The following is an 18,011-nucleotide window of genomic DNA, read 5'->3' on the forward strand; positions in this document are numbered from 1 at the left end:
AAACCATCAATCAGGACATCTCTGACATACTGTGTCTTCATTAGTCTCACTTAAAACAATATATTTATAATCATGAGCTTAGGGCTAAGAGATGTACCAATACGCCATTAGCCGCTTTTCCATGCAATTAACAAGGAGCCTTTCTTCACTGTAAAGGTGTCGTTCCTACTTGTACTCTGAGACCACTGATAATTTAGAGTTCCCGAACTATTCCCGTTTTTGATTCTTCCCTTTAAAACAAATCCAACAGGTCCCTGCCCCACATTCCTGGTAGAAGAAGAATCTGCATTCCATTTATTCCCTTCTCTAGCCCAGTTGATAGTTGATCCCGAAGGCCCTGAAAAAGAGTTTTTAACATAACCATCAGAAGGACAATCCACGAAAACCCTTATCTCAAAATTCCATAACTCTTCAGAACCTATGGATAGTTTTAGTTCATTGTCATCTTGAAGTATAGTTTGACTCGACAAACTTTCATCGCTTGTCTTTTTCACAAGTTTCGTATTACCTGCTCTCTTCATCTGTAATGTTCCATTGCCTTGTGCAGTAGGTACCTTTCCTTGGACTCCAGAAGTAGAAAGAGATTCTATGTCTGGCACTTGAGCCGGTGGAATCTGAGAATTGTCAGAATCCCAAATTGTGGTACCACTAATGGTAGAGATATCATTATCAACCCGCAACTCAGAGTTCAGAACTTCTACCGGGCCGCCTTCGTATACTGCAAACTCCTTAGCACTGTCTTCTCCATAGAATTTAAAATCACTTGAACGAACATTTACAGCAGATACTGATCCTAAGCTTAAGGCACCTAAGCCAAGTGCTCCTGCACCTAATTTCTTCAAGAACTCACGGCGAGAAACATTATTATCAGAGGTTTTTGAGGAGTTTTCGGACTCCAGTAGCTGATTCTTTATTATAGTTCTCATTTTCTCATTTTCTCTCTCTCTAAATTCCTTAACCGCTTCTCAATTTCTTCGTTATCCATCTCAAAGTGAACCTTCTCAATTACTGTTGAGGGGCTTTATTAAAAAATCCCGGCGCCCTTGAACCCGTGGAATATTACCTGCATAGCTGAGACCTCAAAAGATTCTTTAACAATCTCTCTACCAAGTTCTTAGTTTTTACGCCAACTTTATATTTATACTCCTGGCTTCCCCTAATAGGTCTTTACTAACTCCTCAGGGGATTTTCCCCTCCATTTTCAGTTTTGTGGTTCAGCTTCAGAAAACTTGTGGAAAAGCGCCGGGGCCGGGATTTGAACCCGGGTGAGAGCGTTGCGCCCTCAATGGCTTAGCAAGCCACCGCGATAGACCAGACTCTGCCACCCCGACAAAACTGGTGTCTGTGTTTGATGTTTGGGTCGGTAAGACTTAAAATCTCCATTGAGGAATGTTTCCAGATTGGTTGTTTGGAAAGGTATTTAAGTTTCTGACGGGGTTTTTTGTATGTAAGGAGTGATTAATTAGTTATGCCGCAGAATATCCTTGACTTTTCGGATGTCAAAAGTAAAGATGTTTTCACAAGCAACGGTTCTTACTGTGGAAAAGTAAAAGATGTAGAACTAAACCTAGGGAAGTTCGCAGTCAGAGCAGTCGTTGTAAGTGCTGAAAAAGGAAGTTACCTGGCTCAGAAGGTTGGCGGCAGCAAAAATGTAGTAATCCCTTACAGAATGGTTCAGTCAATCGACGATATTATCATCATCAATGACTTCCAGACCAACGAAGTTGAGGAAAAACAGCAGAAGGCCGAAGCATAAAATAAAACTTATCTAAACTTTCTTTACCTGTGGTACTTCAAACAGTTACTCCTGTAATCCGTGAAATAGTATCTCATTCATGGGTTTTTGCATCTATAATAACTAAGTATTATCTAGCAGGCGTCCTGCTCTTTCTCTACACCGAGGGCAAGTTCAGTAGAGACCAGATTAAGGGAAAAATTCTGGAAGATAGTAGAGTTGTGGTCAGCAGCTTTGTAATAATTGGAACAGTACTTTACACTGCAGATTTGCAGCCAGAACCATTTTTGAAGCTTTTCAGCCAGGCAATCGCCCTAGGGTACCTGGGTTATCTGTTCTGGGAGTACTAGGAAAATTTAGTCCAGTTTTTCCTCTACTTGGGATGCCCAGGTCTGAACTACTTCACAGGTAAGCTCCCTGAGATCTTCTATAGGAAGAGTAGTATACACATAGTAAACTGTTTTCTCAGTTCTGCCTTCACGCATCAACAAGTCTTTATCCATCATTTCCTGTAGACTTCTCTGGACAGTAGAACGATTCCTATCGACTTCCTCTGCTAATTCCTGCACTGTCAATTTGTTGTCCTGCAGCTCCCGAAAAATACTCTTCTGAAGCCCGTTCAAATCAAAAACATCGAAAATAATCTGCCTATCATCCTTCTCCCCAACCTCCAAAAAATCCATACAAAAACTGACGCGGTGAAACAATAAAAATCTTCCTTCAGCCGCCTGCAATTACATCAAAAACCTCAATCTCATCATCGTCCTCCAGCTCATGACTATCCGAAATAATAGTGCCGTTACGAGAAACCAGTACTTCCTGCCTCTCAATCCCTTCAGACTCCAGAAACCCTGAAACAGTAGTACCTTCCTCAACACTCACTGTTTTCTCCTTTTTCTCCTCCAAATCATCTCGAATTAGTTTTATCTCCACCAGTCTACACCTCTATTATTCCTTTACGGGCTGCGTGGAAGATATATTCTTGGGCATATCCAGAGTACTCGCCGAAGTGCTCTCTCAAATTTTGTGAAGTCTCACTGTAGTCGTCTGAGTGATGTTCTGGATAGTGTTTTTCGATAGCTTGGAGCGCCCAGGTGTCAAGAGGATATGCCTCATGAAAGTTCTTGGAGAACAAGAGGACGCAATCCGCCACCTTATCGCCCACACCATAGAGGTTCTTCATGTGCTCTCTCGCATCTTCATAACTCATGGAGTCTAGCTCAGTATGGTCGAACCCTTCTTGAAGAATCTCCAGTGTTTCTACTATGTATTTAGCTCGGTAGCCCACACCAAGCTCCCTCAGTTCATCTTCGGAAGCCCTGGAAAGTTCTCTTTGAGTAGGAAATCTGAGCATCTCAATACCGTTAACCTCTCTAACCTCACCGAACTCCCGAGCCATATCATTATGCATCTGCTTAATCCTTGGAATCCTCATCTGAGGAGAACAGAGATAACTAACTAGACACGGGAAGAATTCGTCCTGCACAATCCTCAAACCTTTCAGCTCGGAGTATGCCTTTTCCAGTCTCTCATCCTCCGGAAAAGTAGAGAAAATTTCATCGAGATCATGATGGATTCCTAATGCTTCCTCAACCTTCTTCCTTTCCAGTTCTGTTTCAACCACTATTTTATCTCCCTGCTGCTGAACCAGTAACGGTTTTCCCTTGCGAAAAGTGTAGAATCTATCCGAGCCTTCGCCGTATAATTCTCCTTCTGTCCTGTGCCAGCAAAATGTTTGTCCACATGTCAGAGTCAGTTCAAGATCAAAATCTTCAGCAGGTATCGAAAATGTTTCCACAGTTCTATTGTTGCTGGTAAAGTTTTTGAGTATGTTTAGTCGTCGTTCTTTGAGTACTTGTGGAAGCCTGCTTTTTTCTCGTCTTCCTTGTCCAAGTCATCCGTTTTTTTACTGAATTCTTTGGCATCTCTCTTCAGATAGCTGCGACCGCATTGATGGCACTGTACTCTTTTCTCCGCCTTGCTTCTCTGTTTATGTCCACAGTCCGGGCATTGGAAGTAAGTCAATTTATATCACCAAGGTATGGAATCCAAGCATCAGCACACACCATACTAACTGTATTCCAGCTAATGTAAGCGTAATCCTCCTCTCAGTGAAACCACGGTTCATCAATGGATGCGTCAGTGAGTAGATTTTATCGTGCTGGGACTTTAGCGTGCCGTCTTCCTGCAGTATTCCCCATGAGTGTGCTTTGAACCGGGAACGGGCTTTCAGGAAGAACTCTATCACGTACAGCAAAAACAGCGATGCTCCAAACTGCTCGATATTCCCTATCACCACCGATGCAAATAATGCTGCACCCGCCAGGTATGTGAATGAATCACCCGGAAGCATTGAAGCCGGATAGTAATTGTACCTGAGGAAAGCTAAGGTCGTGGCACTTAGTGAAAGTGCTATAACTGCTGCTTCAAACCTGTTATTCATTAAAGCAAATACGCCAACTGCAGCGGAAGTTACAAGAGTAAGAGTTGTTGATAATCCGTTTGTCCCTGCCAGTATGTTAACAGCGTTAGTCACAAAGAAGAAGCCTCCAGGCATCAACACCAGTGGATAGATCAAGCCCCAGTTTACAGTATAAGAAGTGAGCGGGACGGACATTGTCCATGAGCCTGCTCCTACAGCGATAAGCGGTAGAAGTGCCGGCAATACAAAGAGCATCTTTGGAACTTGGCTTAAACCCTCCCTATGCATATCTTCAGAAGTTTCAGATTGACCCGTGACCACAGAAATTTTTTCATGTATTACCTGGTGAGGAAAGTCAATCTCAGCTACCTTCTGCCCCAGATCAAGCGTAAACTCAGTGTCAGCTGTCTCCTCTCGTATAATACCTTCTATATCTATATGTATATCATCTATTAGACCTATCAACGCAATTATATTTACTGAGGTAAGTGCTGCTAAAAGCATTGTTATATCGGAATCTGTGCCTGTAACAGTTGTCAGCGCCATGTAGAGAGTTACAGAAAAAATAAAGCCGAAGAGGACCGGAAGACCGCCTGAAGTAGGTAGTTTTGGTCTCGTTTCTTTCTGCTGGTCTATACCGTATATCCCTGACGCCAGAAGATACTTCTTAGCGTAAGGAGTGGCGATATAGACGGATGTGAACCCTGCTATCAATGAAAGCAGTAGTGCTATCATTCTGTGATTTCCCACATCTTGATGTAGCCATTTGAGGCTTCAGGAACCTTTTCAGCGTAGTCAACACCGCGCCCATCCTGCAGGTATAGCTTGACAAGTGTCGAATCTGTGATCTTCTCAGGAACTAGGATTAGCCGCGACTGCGTGCCTGCTGCACCCCTTTCCAAACTGTAGAAAGGATCTTCAACAGCACAGAATCCTAGGTCTCTTTCAACATCAAAGTCTTCTCTGCCGTCCTCTGTAAGCAGACAGCCTACTTCAGCAGTTTGACCATCTGCAAACCGGACAGTTGGCGGACCTGAAAGCCCTGCCGAGGAATTTGTAAACTCTACCGGAGCATAGATTGACACAGGGTCTCTGCCCAGCCTTCCTCGGAACTGAGCCACAGTCTGACCGTCTTCCTCGCTCAAAGAGCTTTGTAGCGCGCCAGGAGTACTGAACTGTGCCATAGCCTGGTAGTCTTGGTTATCCTTATTTGCTATCTGACTTACTGCTGAAAACTTGCCTATCATGCTGTGATCAAGCCAGATGTAATCAGCTGAGGTCTGCTCAAGATAGTCTGTGTCATTAGCGGTCGTCGAGTTAAGGTAGCTAGCTAACCTGTAGTTCATGTGATCTCCTTCACTTGTGTAGTATCTTAGGTTTCCTCCATCGGCTACAGATGCTCTGTTCCCTAATGTCTGGAAGTTGTAACCGTAGTCCCACCATGAAAGCACTACAGAACCATTCGGCGTCTCATCCTCCATGTAGTCTAGGCTCTGTTCCCAGAGCTGAGGTGAAGGTGTTGGAGATCCTCTTATCCCTTGAGACATGCTGAAACCTGAGAAGAAGTTCATGCCTAAAACCAGTGCCAGAACAAGCAGTAAACTTGCTGTTTTCAGATTATCTGAGTCTATATTATCTGACCAGTCGTAATCCAATGCTCTTAGCTTTGATATTACTATGTTTAAACCATGACCTGCGCCAAGAGCTACCGCAAATGTTGATAGGAATACGAGCCGTGATCTAGTTGTACCTCCGTAAAGATTGGAGCCTATCCATACTAGAGGTATGATCATGTACCATCTACAGGTTATTTCTCTTTCAGGGAAGTGGTCTAGGTAGTTGAGTATTGCCGATCCTGCTACTGCAGCTAAGGTAGGCCATAGAGTCAGGTAGGCGAATGAAGTGAATAAACCGCCTGTAAATCTGAATGATGCTATTGACAGCCCTACTGCCGTTCCCAGAAGCATCAAAGTGGATATGCTGAACGCTGAGTCTTCATCTAGGAAATAGACTGTGGCTAGGATTGTAGCAGCCACTATTGCAGCTGCGAACGCCGAGATAAACACGAAGTTCAAGACCAGTCCAACCATGAATATTATTGTGGCTACGAAGACTGCCTGAGTATAGGCAATATGCTTTTTGCCCGGAATAACGTCACCGAAGACACCGTACTTCTTTCCAAGCATCATCATTAGGGCTGTTGATGTAGCGACGATTGAAACTATCATGAATGTCCAAGGACTTAGCAGCATGGAGAAAATTTCCAGTCCTGCCGGGACTCTACCAGCTAGCACCGATCCAAGGCTTGTTGCAAGGCTGTTTACTCCCGGTGCTGCATTTTCCTGTACTGTTTTACCTATAACGCTGTTACCTGTCTTTCCTAGTGCCAGACTGACAAGCCTTAGAATTTTGTCAGCGACCCATTGAGAGTAGATGGGTGAGAGTACTGCCATAAAGAACCCTAGGACACCCATCGAAGGCACGAAGTAAGGAAGATACTTTTCCTGGACTACTTCGAATTCTTCGACAAGGTATCTTAGCCATAGGAGTCCTAATGCTGCTGACGCTATAAGGAATAAAGAGTCTGTGAACCAGAACCTTCCTGGATTGGTGAATGCTGCGAAGAATCCTCCTATCAATACTGTTGGAGTGTATGCAGCTATAAGAGATCTTATTTCGATGTTTAGGAACAGTGTGATACCTGTTAGTATCGGATATAGTAGCCAGAGCATTTGGCTGCCTCCCCAGCTGATTGTAAATATTCCTAGAGTTAGACCCGCCATTATGCCATTCTCCCAGCTTTCTCGTTTCCATGCTCTCGTGAAGAAAAGCAGTGAAGTAACCATCAGGAATGTTCCAAGCGGTTCTTTCTCGAAGAATCCTGCCGAAGTTCTTCTAAGTGCTCCAGAGATAACTGCTAGGAAGAATGCTGCTGCAAGCCCCGTATTCTTGTTGAAGTGTTCCTTACCTAGGAAGTACATTACCACTGTTGAAGCAGCTCCTAGAAGCGCTGGGTAGAACTGTGCCCATTCCAGGTAGTTCTCGAAGAACAGTGAGAACCCTAAATTGTACAGTACTGCAGGGACGATGAAGTCTCCTATCTGAAGCGAGTAAGTCGGTGCCGCGTATGGGAAATAACGCATGAAATCTACTTGTGGCATGGTGCCTTCGAGTGCGAGGTGTTGGCTCATGCGGAAGATGAAGTATGGATCAGCGGCTTGGAGGTACTGCATGCCTTTTTCCGGCATGTAGCGTAACATGAATGCAAGTAAAAATACGAGTGTTAGACCTCCTAAGTGCCAATTTTCCTTAAGCTTCGTTAGAATGGTTTCTCTATCTAAATTATCACTGTACTCTTTGACTTTGTTGGCTGGATCCATCCTTGCATGGGTTTTATGCATACATGTTTTTTATTGGCTTGCACACGCATGGAAAGGGATGTTTATAAACATTCTAAGACAGGAAGTTATGCTGTGAGCCTAGAACAGAGACTGGAAAAACGTTACTCCGAAATATACAACAACCATCAAAAATATTTCCTAGTCCCTCTAGCACTGCTTATGCTGGCAGTAGCAGTACTGGGCTTCAGCTACACTCAAAACGGAGAATTCTTTCAGAAAGGAACAGACTTCACCGGAGGAACCGAAGCACAGTTTCAGATAAACGGCTCATTCCCAACAACAGAAATCGAGCAAGCGTTCTCAGATGCTGGAAAACCTGGAGCCAACGCAATAACACAGCAGACCAGCGAAGGAAAAAACTTACTAGTCGAAATACCGCCTCCAGACATCAATCAAAGCGAAGCAGAAGATATACTAACAGACGCAGGCTACCAAGTAGAAGTACTGCAGTTTAACTCGATTTCAGCTTCTGTATCCAACCAGTTCTTCCTTCAGGCACAGATAGCATTTGTGCTAGCATTCACAGTCATGAGCCTAGTAATATTCATCGCATTCAAAGATATAACGCCCTCAATGGCCGTAATATTTGCAGCAGCAGGAGATATAATTATAGCAGGAGCTGGAATGGCTTTGTTAGGCATACCACTTACTCTAGGTTCGTTAGCAGCACTTCTAATGCTTATAGGTTACTCTGTCGACACAGATATCGTCCTATCAAGCAGAACACTGAAGAGAGAGAAAGACTCACTCCAATCTAGAATGTGGGAATCACTCAAAACAGGAGTAACAATGAGCTCAGGAGGTATAGCAGGATTTACACTGCTCTACATAGTATCTTACGTCATAGTTGGTCCTTCAGAACTTTCCAACATTGCAGCAGTGATGGTAATCGGATTACTAGCCGACATGCCACTGACATGGCTTGGAAACACAGCAATACTGAAATCATACATTGAAGGAGAAGACTTGATCTACAGAGGTGGAGCATAAAATGGATAAGAAAGATTTATTGAAAGAATGGCGTATCTGGGTTCTTGTACTAGCATTAATAGCTTCAACAGCACTTCTAATCCCGTGGAACAGCTCTACTCTGTTCTTCGATACAAGTGGAGACGAGGTTGGGTTCCAGACCAATCTGGATAACCGTACAAGCATAGACTTCAGCGGAGGAACCCGGATGCTTCTAGAACTTCAGTCCAACGCAACTGGAGAAGAATTACAGACTCAGGCAGATGACGTGCGACAGACACTGGAGATAAGGCTCTCTAACCTGAATATTCCTGATCCGAGTGTCCGTGTAGTAGACATAGGTGGCGGCAACTACCGAATTCAGGTCGAGGCATCCAGCAGCAACCAGACAAGGCTGAGAAATGTAATCCAGCGAGAAGGAAGCTTCGAAGCACGCATGCCAGTGCCAGTACAGAACGAGAAAAACTTCACCTTAGGCAGCAACACATACAGCTTCCAGGTCCAGAACCAGTCAGTAGAAGTAACAGGACTTGACAACAGCTACTCAAAACTAGTCGGTCCTAACGAAAGATTCCAAATAGAGGATAACGGAATAGACAACTACAACACCTCATTTATCTACCAAGTATACAACGAATCAACCGAAACAGCAGATATAGAAGTTGTAGCTTACTCAGGAGACGACATACAATCAGTAGTAGACAGTGATTCCCGATTAGAGGGAGGTGCAGGAAACTACCAGTTCAGTTTCCCCGTAATAATTTCTACAGCATCAGCCAACAATGTGCTTCATGTAGCTGAGAATTACGGTAGCTCCGTAGGACAGGAATCAGACCTTACACTAGAGAACGGAGAGTTCGCTCGTTTAGGACTTTATGTCGACGGAGAAAGACAAACTGCATTGAGGATGGGATCAGAATTCGCCAGACAGGTAGTCACAAAGCCACGGATTCAAGGTGGAGCAGAATCCAGAAGCCAAGCACAGGCAGAGATGGAAGAGTTACAAGTCATACTTGAATCAGGTAGCCTGGCAACACCTGTAGAAGTAGTAAGCTCCAGCACCTTGAGCGCAGCAAGAGGAAGCCAGTTCATGACCGCTGCAATACTATCGATAATCGGTTCATTAGTGGCAGTTGGGTTCGCAGTATTCGCACGCTACAAAGACCCAAGAGTAGTAATTCCGATCGTATTCACAGGTGCATCAGAAGTCTACATCCTGCTCGGGGCATACTTCACAACACTAGGCACATTAAGCCTTTCAGCAGTGGCAGGAATAATAGCAGCAGTTGGAACAGGAGTAGACGACCAGATAATCATTACAGATGAATCAGGAAGAGAAGAGCTTCAAGGATGGCAGCAGAAGATGAAGAACGCGTTCTTCGTAATCTTCACTTCCGCAGCATCCACAATTGGTGCAATGCTTCCAATCCTGTCACCAGGAAGCATTTCCTACCTGATCGGGGCAGCAGGAGTCGGATTGATGGGTTACACGCTGTACACCAAGGGCAGGAACAAGCACTACATCGCGATCGGAGCATTCGCCATAATGGTCGGCGTATTCACATCAACACTAGGACCTTCCGGCGCAGCACTAAGCACAATCCACGAATTCGCCCGAACAACAATCCTAGGAATCCTAGTCGGAATAACAATCACCAGGCCAGCATTCGCGAAGACTATCGAATTCATCAAGGAATAAAACCACATTTTCCCCATATTTTTCTATGAAAGTGCTGATAACCGGAGGCAGCAACGGCATAGGCAAAGCCACAGCCCAGAAACTGCAGCAGGAAGACCATGAAGCAATAATTTTCGACAAGGAAAGACCGGATTACAGAGTTGATTTCTATCAGGGTGATGTCAGAGACGACGAAAGAGTCAAGGAAGTCGCCGAAAAAGCCGATTTCGATGTACTGGTTAACTGCGCCGGTTTCTATGAATTAGGTAGCGTCGAAGACATGGAGAAAGAAACAGCAGAGAAAATATTCGACACAAATGTCCACGGATACCTCAACTTCATCAGACACTCAATGCCAACGCTAAGAGAAAAGAACGGGCGAATAGTAAACATCACCTCCGTAGCTGGAAGAGTTTCGATTCCCTTCTTCGGCACTTACTGCGGATCTAAGCACGCTGTCGAATCCATCAGCGACTCACTTAGAAGAGAACAAGACGAAGTAGAAGTCGCAATCGTAGAACCTGGAGTAATTGAGACAGGTTTCAACGAGAGAGCTAGAGAAGCTTTGGAAAAGTATCTGCCAGACTCATTTTATTCTGAAGAGTATGAAGAAATACTATTAGAAGATGGCCTAGATGGCGTCGATGCGGAGAAAGCGGCTGAAAAAGTTTTTAAAGCAGTTACAGATAAGAGGGCGAAGAGAAGATATCAGGTTCCATTCAGAGCAAAGTTTGCGATCCTAACAGGACTCATGCCTGCTGTTGTTCAGGATTGGATAATAGAGAAAGTAATGAGATAAGGGAAAAATTATTGTACTTCTATGACTGCTTCGGCTACATCGTCCGCATTCTTCAGTGCTTCTCTTGCTTCATCTTCGCTGCAGTCTGTTTTTTCCTGTACTAGTTCAATGTCTTCCTGTGAAGGACCTTGTTCTTCTTTAGTGTAGTCCCCCTGCAGTTGGAACATTTCCTGACCTTGCATGTCGATTTTACTGACTTGTGGGGATTTGAATACAAATTTTTGGTCTCCAACATGGATTTCGACCTTGTCTGCGTCAATTTCGTCCATGTCCATTCCCATCTGCTTCATCATCTGCTGCATGTTTCCGCCGAACATAACCTCTAATGCCACGCCATTCTTTAAATGAATAAGCAAAAACCGCGTACATGCTGGAAATCCTGGCCTACAGCCTGACAGGAGTTCTCCTCGGAGTATTCACAGGGCTGATTCCCGGAATACATCCAAACACAGTGATTTTCAGCTCTATTCCGTTCTACTTAACCTCTGAAATAGAGTTTATACTCTACGCCGCTCTAATTTCAGGTCTTTCGATCAGCCACACCTTCCACGACTTCATACCTGCATTCTATCTCCAGGCACCCGAAGGAGGAACAGCACTGTCGATGAGCGTCGGCTCAGAAATGGCTTCAAACGGCAGAGGATTCGAAGCATTCAATTCTACGCTTATAGGAGGAATTACTTCGCTCTTCGTCTTTATCCTGATGCTGCCCGTGCTTTACTTCTTTCTGAAAAATGTTTATGCTGCTGTGGAACCTTTTATGGCTCCTTTTCTTGCGTTCTTCCTTTTCTTCCTTATTTTTCGCTCAGGACGTAAAGAGGCATTTATAGTTGCTGGATTAGCCGGAACCCTAGGCCTGCTTACCTTGAACAGCAGTATCGCCGGCAGCTTCATATTGATGCCGATTTTCTCTGGTTTATTCGCTGTTCCTGCTGTCCTGTCTTCAATCGGCTCTGGTGCAGAGATTCCTGGGCAGGAGGAAAGTTTTGAGTTCGAAGGAGTTAGAGGAGGTGCCGTTGGTTTTCTGGCTGGTACTATGGCAGGCGTTTTTCCAGGTTTAGGTGCAGCTGGTTCTACTAGTTTTCTTATGCCTCTGCTTGAGGACAAGAAGGATTTCTTGGCTGGCATGGGTGGTGTCAATACTTCTGATATTGCGATGTCGCTGGTTTCTCTCCTGGTGATTGGTAAGGCACGTTCCGGGAGTTCTGTTGCTTTAAGCAGTTTGACTCAGACTGTGGAATGGGAGATTTTCCTGCTTATCGGTGTTTCTATTTTCTGTGCTGGTATTTCTGCTTTGACTGCTTTGCGCTCTCACAATTTGTTTTTGCAAGTCTTTGAGTTGGTGAGTTTTCGTTTTGTAGGATTTCTGGTGCTTGCTGTTTTGCTCGGCGTTAGTTTTGTGTTTTCAGGTGTGTTTGGTGTATTGGTTTTGTTGGTTGCTTCTTTGGTTGGTGGTTATAGTTTTTTGGTTGATTGTCGTAGTGTTTGTATGGCTGTTTTGTTGGTGCCTGCGATTTTCTTTTTCCTGTAGGAGTGCAAGTATTTTTATCTGTCGTGTTTGTAATTTTGTGTTATGAATTCTCAGCGGGGTTTTGTTCTGGTTTTGACCGCGGTTTTTTTGCTGATGGCAGGGCTGATGTTGAAGCCTTTTGTAGGGTATTTGTTGGGTAGTTTGGTTCTTGCTTTTGTTTTGCATCCCGCTCAGAAGTATTTGCGGAGGTTTATTGATGAGAGGATTTCAGCTTTTTTCTTGACTATTTTGAGTGTGCTGGTTTTCTTGCTGCCTTTTGCTATTATTGTGAGTACTGTTGCGGGAGATGCTTCCGGAGTAATTAATGATGTTACTCAGAATGAGGTTGTTGATATTGATCAGTTGGAAGCGTTGATGGCAGAGTATACGGATGAAGATATAGATATTAGAACTCAGTTGAGAGATGCCGTCAACAGTTTTGTTTCCACAGCGCTTGGAGGATTTTCCCAAATTCTCGGCATTCTTACTGCAGTAAGTATAGGTGTGTCGATAATGTTGTTCGTGATTTTCTACCTGTTGAAAGATGGTGAGGAGTTTGCAGATTATTTGAAAGACTTGATGCCTCTACCTGAGGATATTGCAGATAGTCTTTACGCTAAGACCTACAGTACTACCTGGGCTGTTATTAAGGGTCATGTGTTGGTTGCTTTGGCTCAGGGAGCTATTGCCGGTATCGGTTTGTGGGTTGCTGGAGTTCCAAACTTTGTGTTCTGGACATTTGTGATGATTATGCTTTCGTTTATCCCTTTGATTGGTTCGTTCTTGGTTTGGGGTCCGGCAGGAATTTATCTTGTTGCTCTTGGAGAAGTTCATGCAGGAATATTTTTGCTTATTTACGGCGTTGTAATTGTTAATCTTACTGATAACTTTCTTAGACCATTTGTTGTAGATGAAAGTGCCGATCTTCATCCCGCTGTGATATTAATCGGCGTTATTGGCGGTGTGTATGTTTTCGGTGCTTCAGGCTTGTTTATCGGCCCGGTTGTTTTCGGTACTTTGAAGGCAGTTCTTGAGGTTTTTAACAAGCATTATCAAGAACTTTGAACCTGTTTTATAATATATACGTGAGACAGTTTGGATTATGACTAGTCATCGTGAATCAGTTGTTTTAGCTGTTATAGCCGTTATTTTGGTTTCCATTCCTGCGGCATCTCAGAATGTTGAAATCAGCGGAGAGGAAAATAAGCAGGGTGTGATCGATTCGAAGTTTTCTGATCGTTTTGAAGTTGATTTTGAGCCAGGTAAGGTTGTTAATGATTTGATGGATAGTGATGCGAGACTTGAGGTCAATCAAAGTTTTAGTAGAGATGTGAAGAGGCTTCAGACTTCTAAAGGTTTTGTTAAGATAGTTAGGACAAATGATTCTATTGAGAAAACTGTTCAGACTCCTTACGGTCGTTTTGAGTTTGGAGTGAAAGATGGCGATAATTACAGCGAGTTTTCTGGGAACAGCGGTTCTAGAGATGAGGCTGAAGAGGTTAGGGAGAACTTGATGGATGAGATGAGTCAAAGGTCTTCGGAGTTAAGTGAGAAGCATAGTGTCGTGGTTCAGGAAATGCTTCCGGATGTCAGTGCTTCGGTTGAGGATAATTCAGAGACAGAGCATTTGAATTTGACGAATAACGAGGAGGAGGCAGTTGATATTTCTGGTTGGAAAGCAGTTTCTATCAGTGGAGATAGTATGGAATACATGAACTTAACCGGCAAGCTGGAGCCTGGTGAGACTAAGACCTTCTTTGCAGGTGACGAAGGCAGGATGGAAAATTTCGGAGACAATACTGTTTTTAAAGACGTGAATATTTACAGTAATGCCTTAGTAAAGGTTTATAACGCTGGAGAGAAAGAAATAGTAAGTTTAGAGTATTAAAGTTTCTCTACTTCCCCATTTACTTTGTATTCTTCTCCCGTAACCAGTTTCTTCAGCTTCATCTCTTCTCCTTCAGCTACAACCACTATTCTCTTCAAGAGAGGGAGCGATACTTCAGGAATTTCTGGTTTTGCAGTTATGAGAATTGCTGAGATTATGTATAGATAGAGTAGTGCTGAAAGCGTCACCGGGTTATAACCCATGAAGTTAACCGTTATATAAGCGGTAGATGCTGTGAGAACTCCGTATGTCGTTCCCTCAATAATTTGCTGCTTCATATAGACATAAAATGGGCTTAAACAAAAAAAGTGTTTTGCCATATATTTTATCTCCATAAATTTCACTCTTTATTCCGTCACAGTTTTACGGAGAGTTAGGAGGTATGGAGACCTCCTTATCGAACTATTTTTGCTTGTAGAACTCTACTGTTTTCCTTAGTCCTTCTTCAAAGCTGTGTTCTGGACTCCATCCAAGGACTTCTTCAGTTCTTGAGATGTCGGCGTTGTGTTGCATAACATAGTTGTCACGCGGGTTTTCAATCCTCTCCGGCTCAATATCAGTTCCAAGAACTTTGTTGAGTTTTTCTACTACTTGGTTGAAGGTTTGTGGATCTCCTTTACCGACATTGAAGACTTCGCCGTCCGCTTCTTCGATTCTCTGTGCGGCGGCGATGTTGGCCTCTGCCACATCTTCAACATAGATGAGGTCTCTCTCCTGGTCGCCCTCTCCCCATATGACAGGTCTTTCTCCATCCTGCATCTTCCAGAGGAACTGGGTGACCACATTGGCATACTTTCCCTTCGCCTTCTCATGAGGACCGAAAACGGAGAAGAACCTGAGTCCGGTAAATTGGACATCAGTCTGAACACTGTAGGTCTTGGCATAAAGTTCTCGGGACATTTTAGAAGCTGTGTAGAGATTCATCGGATACTCTCCCGAGTCAACTTCATGAGGTGGTTCGATGCTGCCATACATGGAAGATGTAGATGCATAGACTACTTTTTCCACTTCCTCTTCTTTAGCTGCTTCTGCAACATTGACGAAGCCTTCTATGTTAACTCTAGCTCCTTCAGCTGCGTCTTCCTTATGCATTGGAGATGAGCTTCTGGCTGCGAGATGGAAAACAGTGTCTACTCCGTTGACGGCTTCCTGTATTTTTTCTTCGTCTAGTACAGAGCCTTCGATTAACTCTATTTTGTCTTCTATTTTTTCCAGGTTTTCAGGAGTTCCGAGGTACATGCTGTCTAGTACTGTGACTTCTACATCTTTTTCTACCAGTTTTTCTACTATGTTGGAGCCTATGAATCCTGCTCCTCCTGTGACTAAGGCCTTTTCCATCTGCATAATTGATTTTGTTTAGCAGTGATTTTTTTAGCTGTTGAACCGGTTTTTAGAAAGGATTTTTATGGAGTGTTTGATAGAGTCTGATGTGTGGGAAGAGAAAGAGATTATCTCCAGAGTTTGTTAGCAGGTGAGTCCCGTGCTTATGGTTTCACTATTGCTTTTTGGGGTTCCGGGGCTATGTTGATCGGTCAGTATGGTATGCCTGATTTTATCCAGGCTGCTGCCTACGGGGCTGGAGCAGTGACAGGTTTCGGTCTTCTGGCTTTGATCGCTTTCAAGAATACTTTTTCCGCTATAGAAGATACTAAGAGCACTATGGTTGTCTTATCTATGATGCACTACTTGGCTGCGTTAATCCCTCTTATGATTTCGAAAGTGATCGTAGAGAATGTTTCTGTCCCTGCTTACGGGTTTTTCATGGCAGGAATGTCTGTCTCAGTTGTCTACAACGCCCTTTCTGTTTTAGAAGAAGATATAGCTGAGCTATTGAGTTAGTTAGGAAAGATCTATCCATTTACCCCTCCCTCCGATGTAGACCGATAATTTGGTTGTGACAGGATTTTACTCTACTGGCTATTAAGTTGCTGTTTTCTCTACCTTGTGTCATCCGGAACTATATCCAGTTCTAGGTGGTACTTCTTCCCGTTTCTCTCTATATAGGCGTTACGATGTGGAGGATAGGTCAAAGCCCTTAACTCATCTATGAAATCTTCCTTCGATGTTTCTTCATTAAGCTTTATCCTTCTCTCATCTTCCAAGTCTTTCTTGTAGTGTGTGGTGCCTCTTCCAGGGCTTTGTTGTGTTTTCTGTATATTTCCTTGTTTGATATCAGCCCAGTTTTCCTTGAACTGCTGGACTTGCTCCCTCATCAATCTTTCATGCAAACTTTTCCCTGTGTCGTCAGGATATACCGGCACCTCTCTTCGGTCTATTATCGGACCGTGATCTATTTCTTCTGTCATTTGGTGTATTGATACGCCGGCAGGAGTATCCTCGATTATAGGCCAGATATACGGATGTGCCCCTCTGTTATACGGCAGAAAGGATGGATGGAGATTGATTATTCCTTTTTCAGGGACTTCGATTATCTCTTTAGGTACTTTGTGTTCGAAGCCTGCTGAGATAACTATTTCTGGCTCCAGTTTTTCTATCAGCGATAGTTGGTCTTTCTCTGTAAGTAGTGCGAGGACATCAGTGTCTTCTCTCTGGTTCAGCCAGTTGTAGATTTCTTCGCCCGCCTGATTTTGTCCCAGGAAAACTGCCTCCATACAGTATTCTTTCTCCGATAAACTATAACAGGTTTTCTATTCAGAGACCAGAGTAAATCGAACAGTTATTTTACATTTGTTTAGAATAACTGTAAAGCATGGAAATCGCAGTAACCGGAGGCGCCGGATTCATCGGCAGCCATCTAGCAGAAAAACTAATCGAAAAAGGTCACGACCTAACACTAATCGACAACCTCTCCTCCGGAGAACAAAAAAACATGCCCGAAGAAGCAGATTTTGAAAAAATAGACATCAAAGAAGATGATCTAACATGTCTAAGCGGGATAGATGTAGTTTTCCATCTTGCAGCCAACCCTAAAGTCAATACTTTTCCAGAAGACAGGGACAAAGACTTTGAGGAGAATTTGAAAGGTACAAAAAATGTTTTGGAAGCCTGCGAGAAATATGAAGTTGGAGAACTTATTTTTGCTTCTTCTTCAGTTGTATATGGCGAAGATGCCGAAATTCCAACTCCTGAAGACGCTAACATGAGCCCTATATCGATGTACGGCGCCACAAAATGCGGAGGAGAGCACATGTGCCAAGTCTACCAGCAGATCTTCGACATAGATCTAACTATCGTTAGACTGGCAAATATTGTCGGCGGCAGAAACCAGAAAGGAGTAATATACGACTTCATCCACAAACTGAAAGACAATCCAGAAAAACTAGTGATACTAGGCAACGGAAAACAGAGGAAAAGTTATCTGCATGTCGAAGACACGGTAGAAGGGATACTCGCTGCCCGGAAGTCAGATAAAACCGTTTTCAACATCGGTTCAGAGGACTCCATCGATGTAGATGGAATAGCCGACATAGTAGCAGACGAACTAGACCTAAGCCCGGATTACGAATACACTGGCGGAGAGAAAGGCTGGGAGGGCGATGTACCAGAAATGAGATTGAGTATTGAAAAATTGAAGTCGGAAGGCTGGAATCCAGAGAAAAATTCCGCTGAATCAGTGCGGAAAACTGTTCGAGAACTCCTGATTTAAGG

Annotated in this window: 21 protein-coding genes and 1 tRNA gene; 10 read left to right on the forward strand and 12 right to left on the reverse strand. The window is 43.7% G+C overall.

Annotated features, from left to right (window positions below):
• Window positions 1-107: 107 nt before the first annotated feature.
• Window positions 108-926: a twin-arginine translocation signal domain-containing protein gene (locus tag LC1Nh_RS05880; protein WP_153550773.1), complete on the reverse strand. Its 819-nt coding sequence runs from the start codon at window positions 924-926 to the stop codon at window positions 108-110.
• Window positions 927-1,240: 314 nt separating this feature from the next.
• A tRNA-Ser gene (locus LC1Nh_RS05885) sits at window positions 1,241-1,331 on the reverse strand.
• A 137-nt stretch (window positions 1,332-1,468) separates the two neighbouring features.
• Between LC1Nh_RS05885 and LC1Nh_RS05890 the strand changes: the two genes are divergently transcribed.
• Together LC1Nh_RS05890 and LC1Nh_RS05895 are read left to right on the forward strand one after the other, a co-directional pair.
• A complete protein-coding gene (locus LC1Nh_RS05890) occupies window positions 1,469-1,756 on the forward strand; it encodes a PRC-barrel domain-containing protein (protein WP_153550774.1) in 288 nt (95 codons plus the stop codon).
• A gap of 29 nt (window positions 1,757-1,785) precedes the next feature.
• Window positions 1,786-2,085, forward strand: a complete 300-nt coding sequence (locus tag LC1Nh_RS05895) for a hypothetical protein (protein ID WP_153550775.1) — start codon at window positions 1,786-1,788, stop codon at window positions 2,083-2,085.
• Between the two features lie 6 nt (window positions 2,086-2,091).
• On the opposite strand, the gene LC1Nh_RS05900 is transcribed toward LC1Nh_RS05895, so the two are convergent.
• Genes LC1Nh_RS05900 through LC1Nh_RS05925 form a run of 6 tightly spaced genes read right to left on the reverse strand, consistent with a single transcriptional unit; the run spans window position 2,092 to window position 7,537 of the window.
• Window positions 2,092-2,418 (reverse strand): helix-turn-helix domain-containing protein, encoded by a 327-nt coding sequence (locus tag LC1Nh_RS05900; protein WP_153550776.1) that lies wholly within the window; start codon window positions 2,416-2,418, stop codon window positions 2,092-2,094.
• A 37-nt stretch (window positions 2,419-2,455) separates the two neighbouring features.
• A complete protein-coding gene (gene thiS / locus LC1Nh_RS05905) occupies window positions 2,456-2,668 on the reverse strand; it encodes a sulfur carrier protein ThiS (protein ID WP_217907039.1) in 213 nt (70 codons plus the stop codon).
• 4 nt (window positions 2,669-2,672) lie between these two features.
• Window positions 2,673-3,533: a DNA-3-methyladenine glycosylase family protein gene (locus tag LC1Nh_RS05910; RefSeq protein WP_153550778.1), complete on the reverse strand. Its 861-nt coding sequence runs from the start codon at window positions 3,531-3,533 to the stop codon at window positions 2,673-2,675.
• Window positions 3,534-3,568: 35 nt separating this feature from the next.
• On the reverse strand, window positions 3,569-3,760 hold the full coding sequence (locus LC1Nh_RS05915) for a hypothetical protein (protein ID WP_153550779.1): 192 nt from the start codon (window positions 3,758-3,760) through the stop codon (window positions 3,569-3,571).
• A gap of 1 nt (window position 3,761) precedes the next feature.
• Window positions 3,762-4,892: an MraY family glycosyltransferase gene (locus tag LC1Nh_RS05920; protein ID WP_153550780.1), complete on the reverse strand. Its 1,131-nt coding sequence runs from the start codon at window positions 4,890-4,892 to the stop codon at window positions 3,762-3,764.
• Window positions 4,889-7,537, reverse strand: a complete 2,649-nt coding sequence (locus tag LC1Nh_RS05925; RefSeq protein ID WP_217907040.1) for an STT3 domain-containing protein — start codon at window positions 7,535-7,537, stop codon at window positions 4,889-4,891. Before LC1Nh_RS05925 ends, LC1Nh_RS05920 begins: the two co-directional genes overlap by 4 nt.
• Window positions 7,538-7,630: 93 nt before the next feature.
• Here LC1Nh_RS05925 and LC1Nh_RS05930 point away from each other — a divergent pair, with 93 nt between their 5' ends.
• From LC1Nh_RS05930 to LC1Nh_RS05940, 3 genes are read left to right on the forward strand one after another with little or no spacing between them, the layout of a single operon-like run.
• Window positions 7,631-8,548, forward strand: a complete 918-nt coding sequence (locus LC1Nh_RS05930; RefSeq protein WP_217907041.1) for a protein translocase subunit SecF — start codon at window positions 7,631-7,633, stop codon at window positions 8,546-8,548.
• A gap of 1 nt (window position 8,549) precedes the next feature.
• Window positions 8,550-10,226 carry a preprotein translocase subunit SecD family protein gene (locus LC1Nh_RS05935; RefSeq protein WP_153550783.1) on the forward strand — a complete coding sequence of 559 codons (1,677 nt, stop codon included), beginning with the start codon at window positions 8,550-8,552 and terminating at the stop codon, window positions 10,224-10,226.
• Window positions 10,227-10,251: 25 nt separating this feature from the next.
• Window positions 10,252-11,004 (forward strand): SDR family NAD(P)-dependent oxidoreductase, encoded by a 753-nt coding sequence (locus LC1Nh_RS05940; RefSeq protein WP_153550784.1) that lies wholly within the window; start codon window positions 10,252-10,254, stop codon window positions 11,002-11,004.
• Window positions 11,005-11,012: 8 nt separating this feature from the next.
• On the opposite strand, the gene LC1Nh_RS05945 is transcribed toward LC1Nh_RS05940, so the two are convergent.
• Window positions 11,013-11,336, reverse strand: coding sequence for a nascent polypeptide-associated complex protein (locus LC1Nh_RS05945; protein WP_256727640.1), 324 nt, complete (start codon window positions 11,334-11,336; stop codon window positions 11,013-11,015).
• A gap of 35 nt (window positions 11,337-11,371) precedes the next feature.
• Here LC1Nh_RS05945 and LC1Nh_RS05950 point away from each other — a divergent pair, with 35 nt between their 5' ends.
• From LC1Nh_RS05950 to LC1Nh_RS05960, 3 genes are read left to right on the forward strand one after another with little or no spacing between them, the layout of a single operon-like run.
• Entirely contained in the window at window positions 11,372-12,535 is a 1,164-nt protein-coding gene (locus LC1Nh_RS05950; protein ID WP_153550785.1) for a tripartite tricarboxylate transporter permease, read from the forward strand.
• Between the two features lie 42 nt (window positions 12,536-12,577).
• A complete protein-coding gene (locus LC1Nh_RS05955) occupies window positions 12,578-13,579 on the forward strand; it encodes an AI-2E family transporter (RefSeq protein WP_153550786.1) in 1,002 nt (333 codons plus the stop codon).
• Between the two features lie 37 nt (window positions 13,580-13,616).
• Window positions 13,617-14,402, forward strand: a complete 786-nt coding sequence (locus tag LC1Nh_RS05960) for a lamin tail domain-containing protein (RefSeq protein ID WP_153550787.1) — start codon at window positions 13,617-13,619, stop codon at window positions 14,400-14,402.
• On the opposite strand, the gene LC1Nh_RS05965 is transcribed toward LC1Nh_RS05960, so the two are convergent.
• A complete protein-coding gene (locus tag LC1Nh_RS05965; protein ID WP_153550788.1) occupies window positions 14,399-14,680 on the reverse strand; it encodes a hypothetical protein in 282 nt (93 codons plus the stop codon). The genes LC1Nh_RS05960 and LC1Nh_RS05965 overlap by 4 nt on opposite strands.
• Before the next feature lie 124 nt (window positions 14,681-14,804).
• Window positions 14,805-15,746: an SDR family NAD(P)-dependent oxidoreductase gene (locus LC1Nh_RS05970; RefSeq protein WP_153550789.1), complete on the reverse strand. Its 942-nt coding sequence runs from the start codon at window positions 15,744-15,746 to the stop codon at window positions 14,805-14,807.
• 177 nt (window positions 15,747-15,923) lie between these two features.
• Here LC1Nh_RS05970 and LC1Nh_RS05975 point away from each other — a divergent pair, with 177 nt between their 5' ends.
• A complete protein-coding gene (locus tag LC1Nh_RS05975) occupies window positions 15,924-16,241 on the forward strand; it encodes a hypothetical protein (RefSeq protein ID WP_153550790.1) in 318 nt (105 codons plus the stop codon).
• A 98-nt stretch (window positions 16,242-16,339) separates the two neighbouring features.
• Here the strand turns inward: LC1Nh_RS05975 and LC1Nh_RS05980 are convergent, their stop codons facing one another.
• Window positions 16,340-17,014 carry a methionyl-tRNA formyltransferase gene (locus LC1Nh_RS05980; protein WP_153550791.1) on the reverse strand — a complete coding sequence of 225 codons (675 nt, stop codon included), beginning with the start codon at window positions 17,012-17,014 and terminating at the stop codon, window positions 16,340-16,342.
• A gap of 98 nt (window positions 17,015-17,112) precedes the next feature.
• Between LC1Nh_RS05980 and LC1Nh_RS05985 the strand changes: the two genes are divergently transcribed.
• Window positions 17,113-18,009, forward strand: coding sequence for an NAD-dependent epimerase/dehydratase family protein (locus tag LC1Nh_RS05985; protein ID WP_153550792.1), 897 nt, complete (start codon window positions 17,113-17,115; stop codon window positions 18,007-18,009).
• The last annotated feature ends 2 nt before the right edge of the window (window positions 18,010-18,011 follow it).

It is taken from the genome of Candidatus Nanohalobium constans (assembly GCF_009617975.1).
Classification (GTDB): Archaea; Nanohalarchaeota; Nanosalinia; order Nanosalinales; family Nanosalinaceae; genus Nanohalobium; species Nanohalobium constans.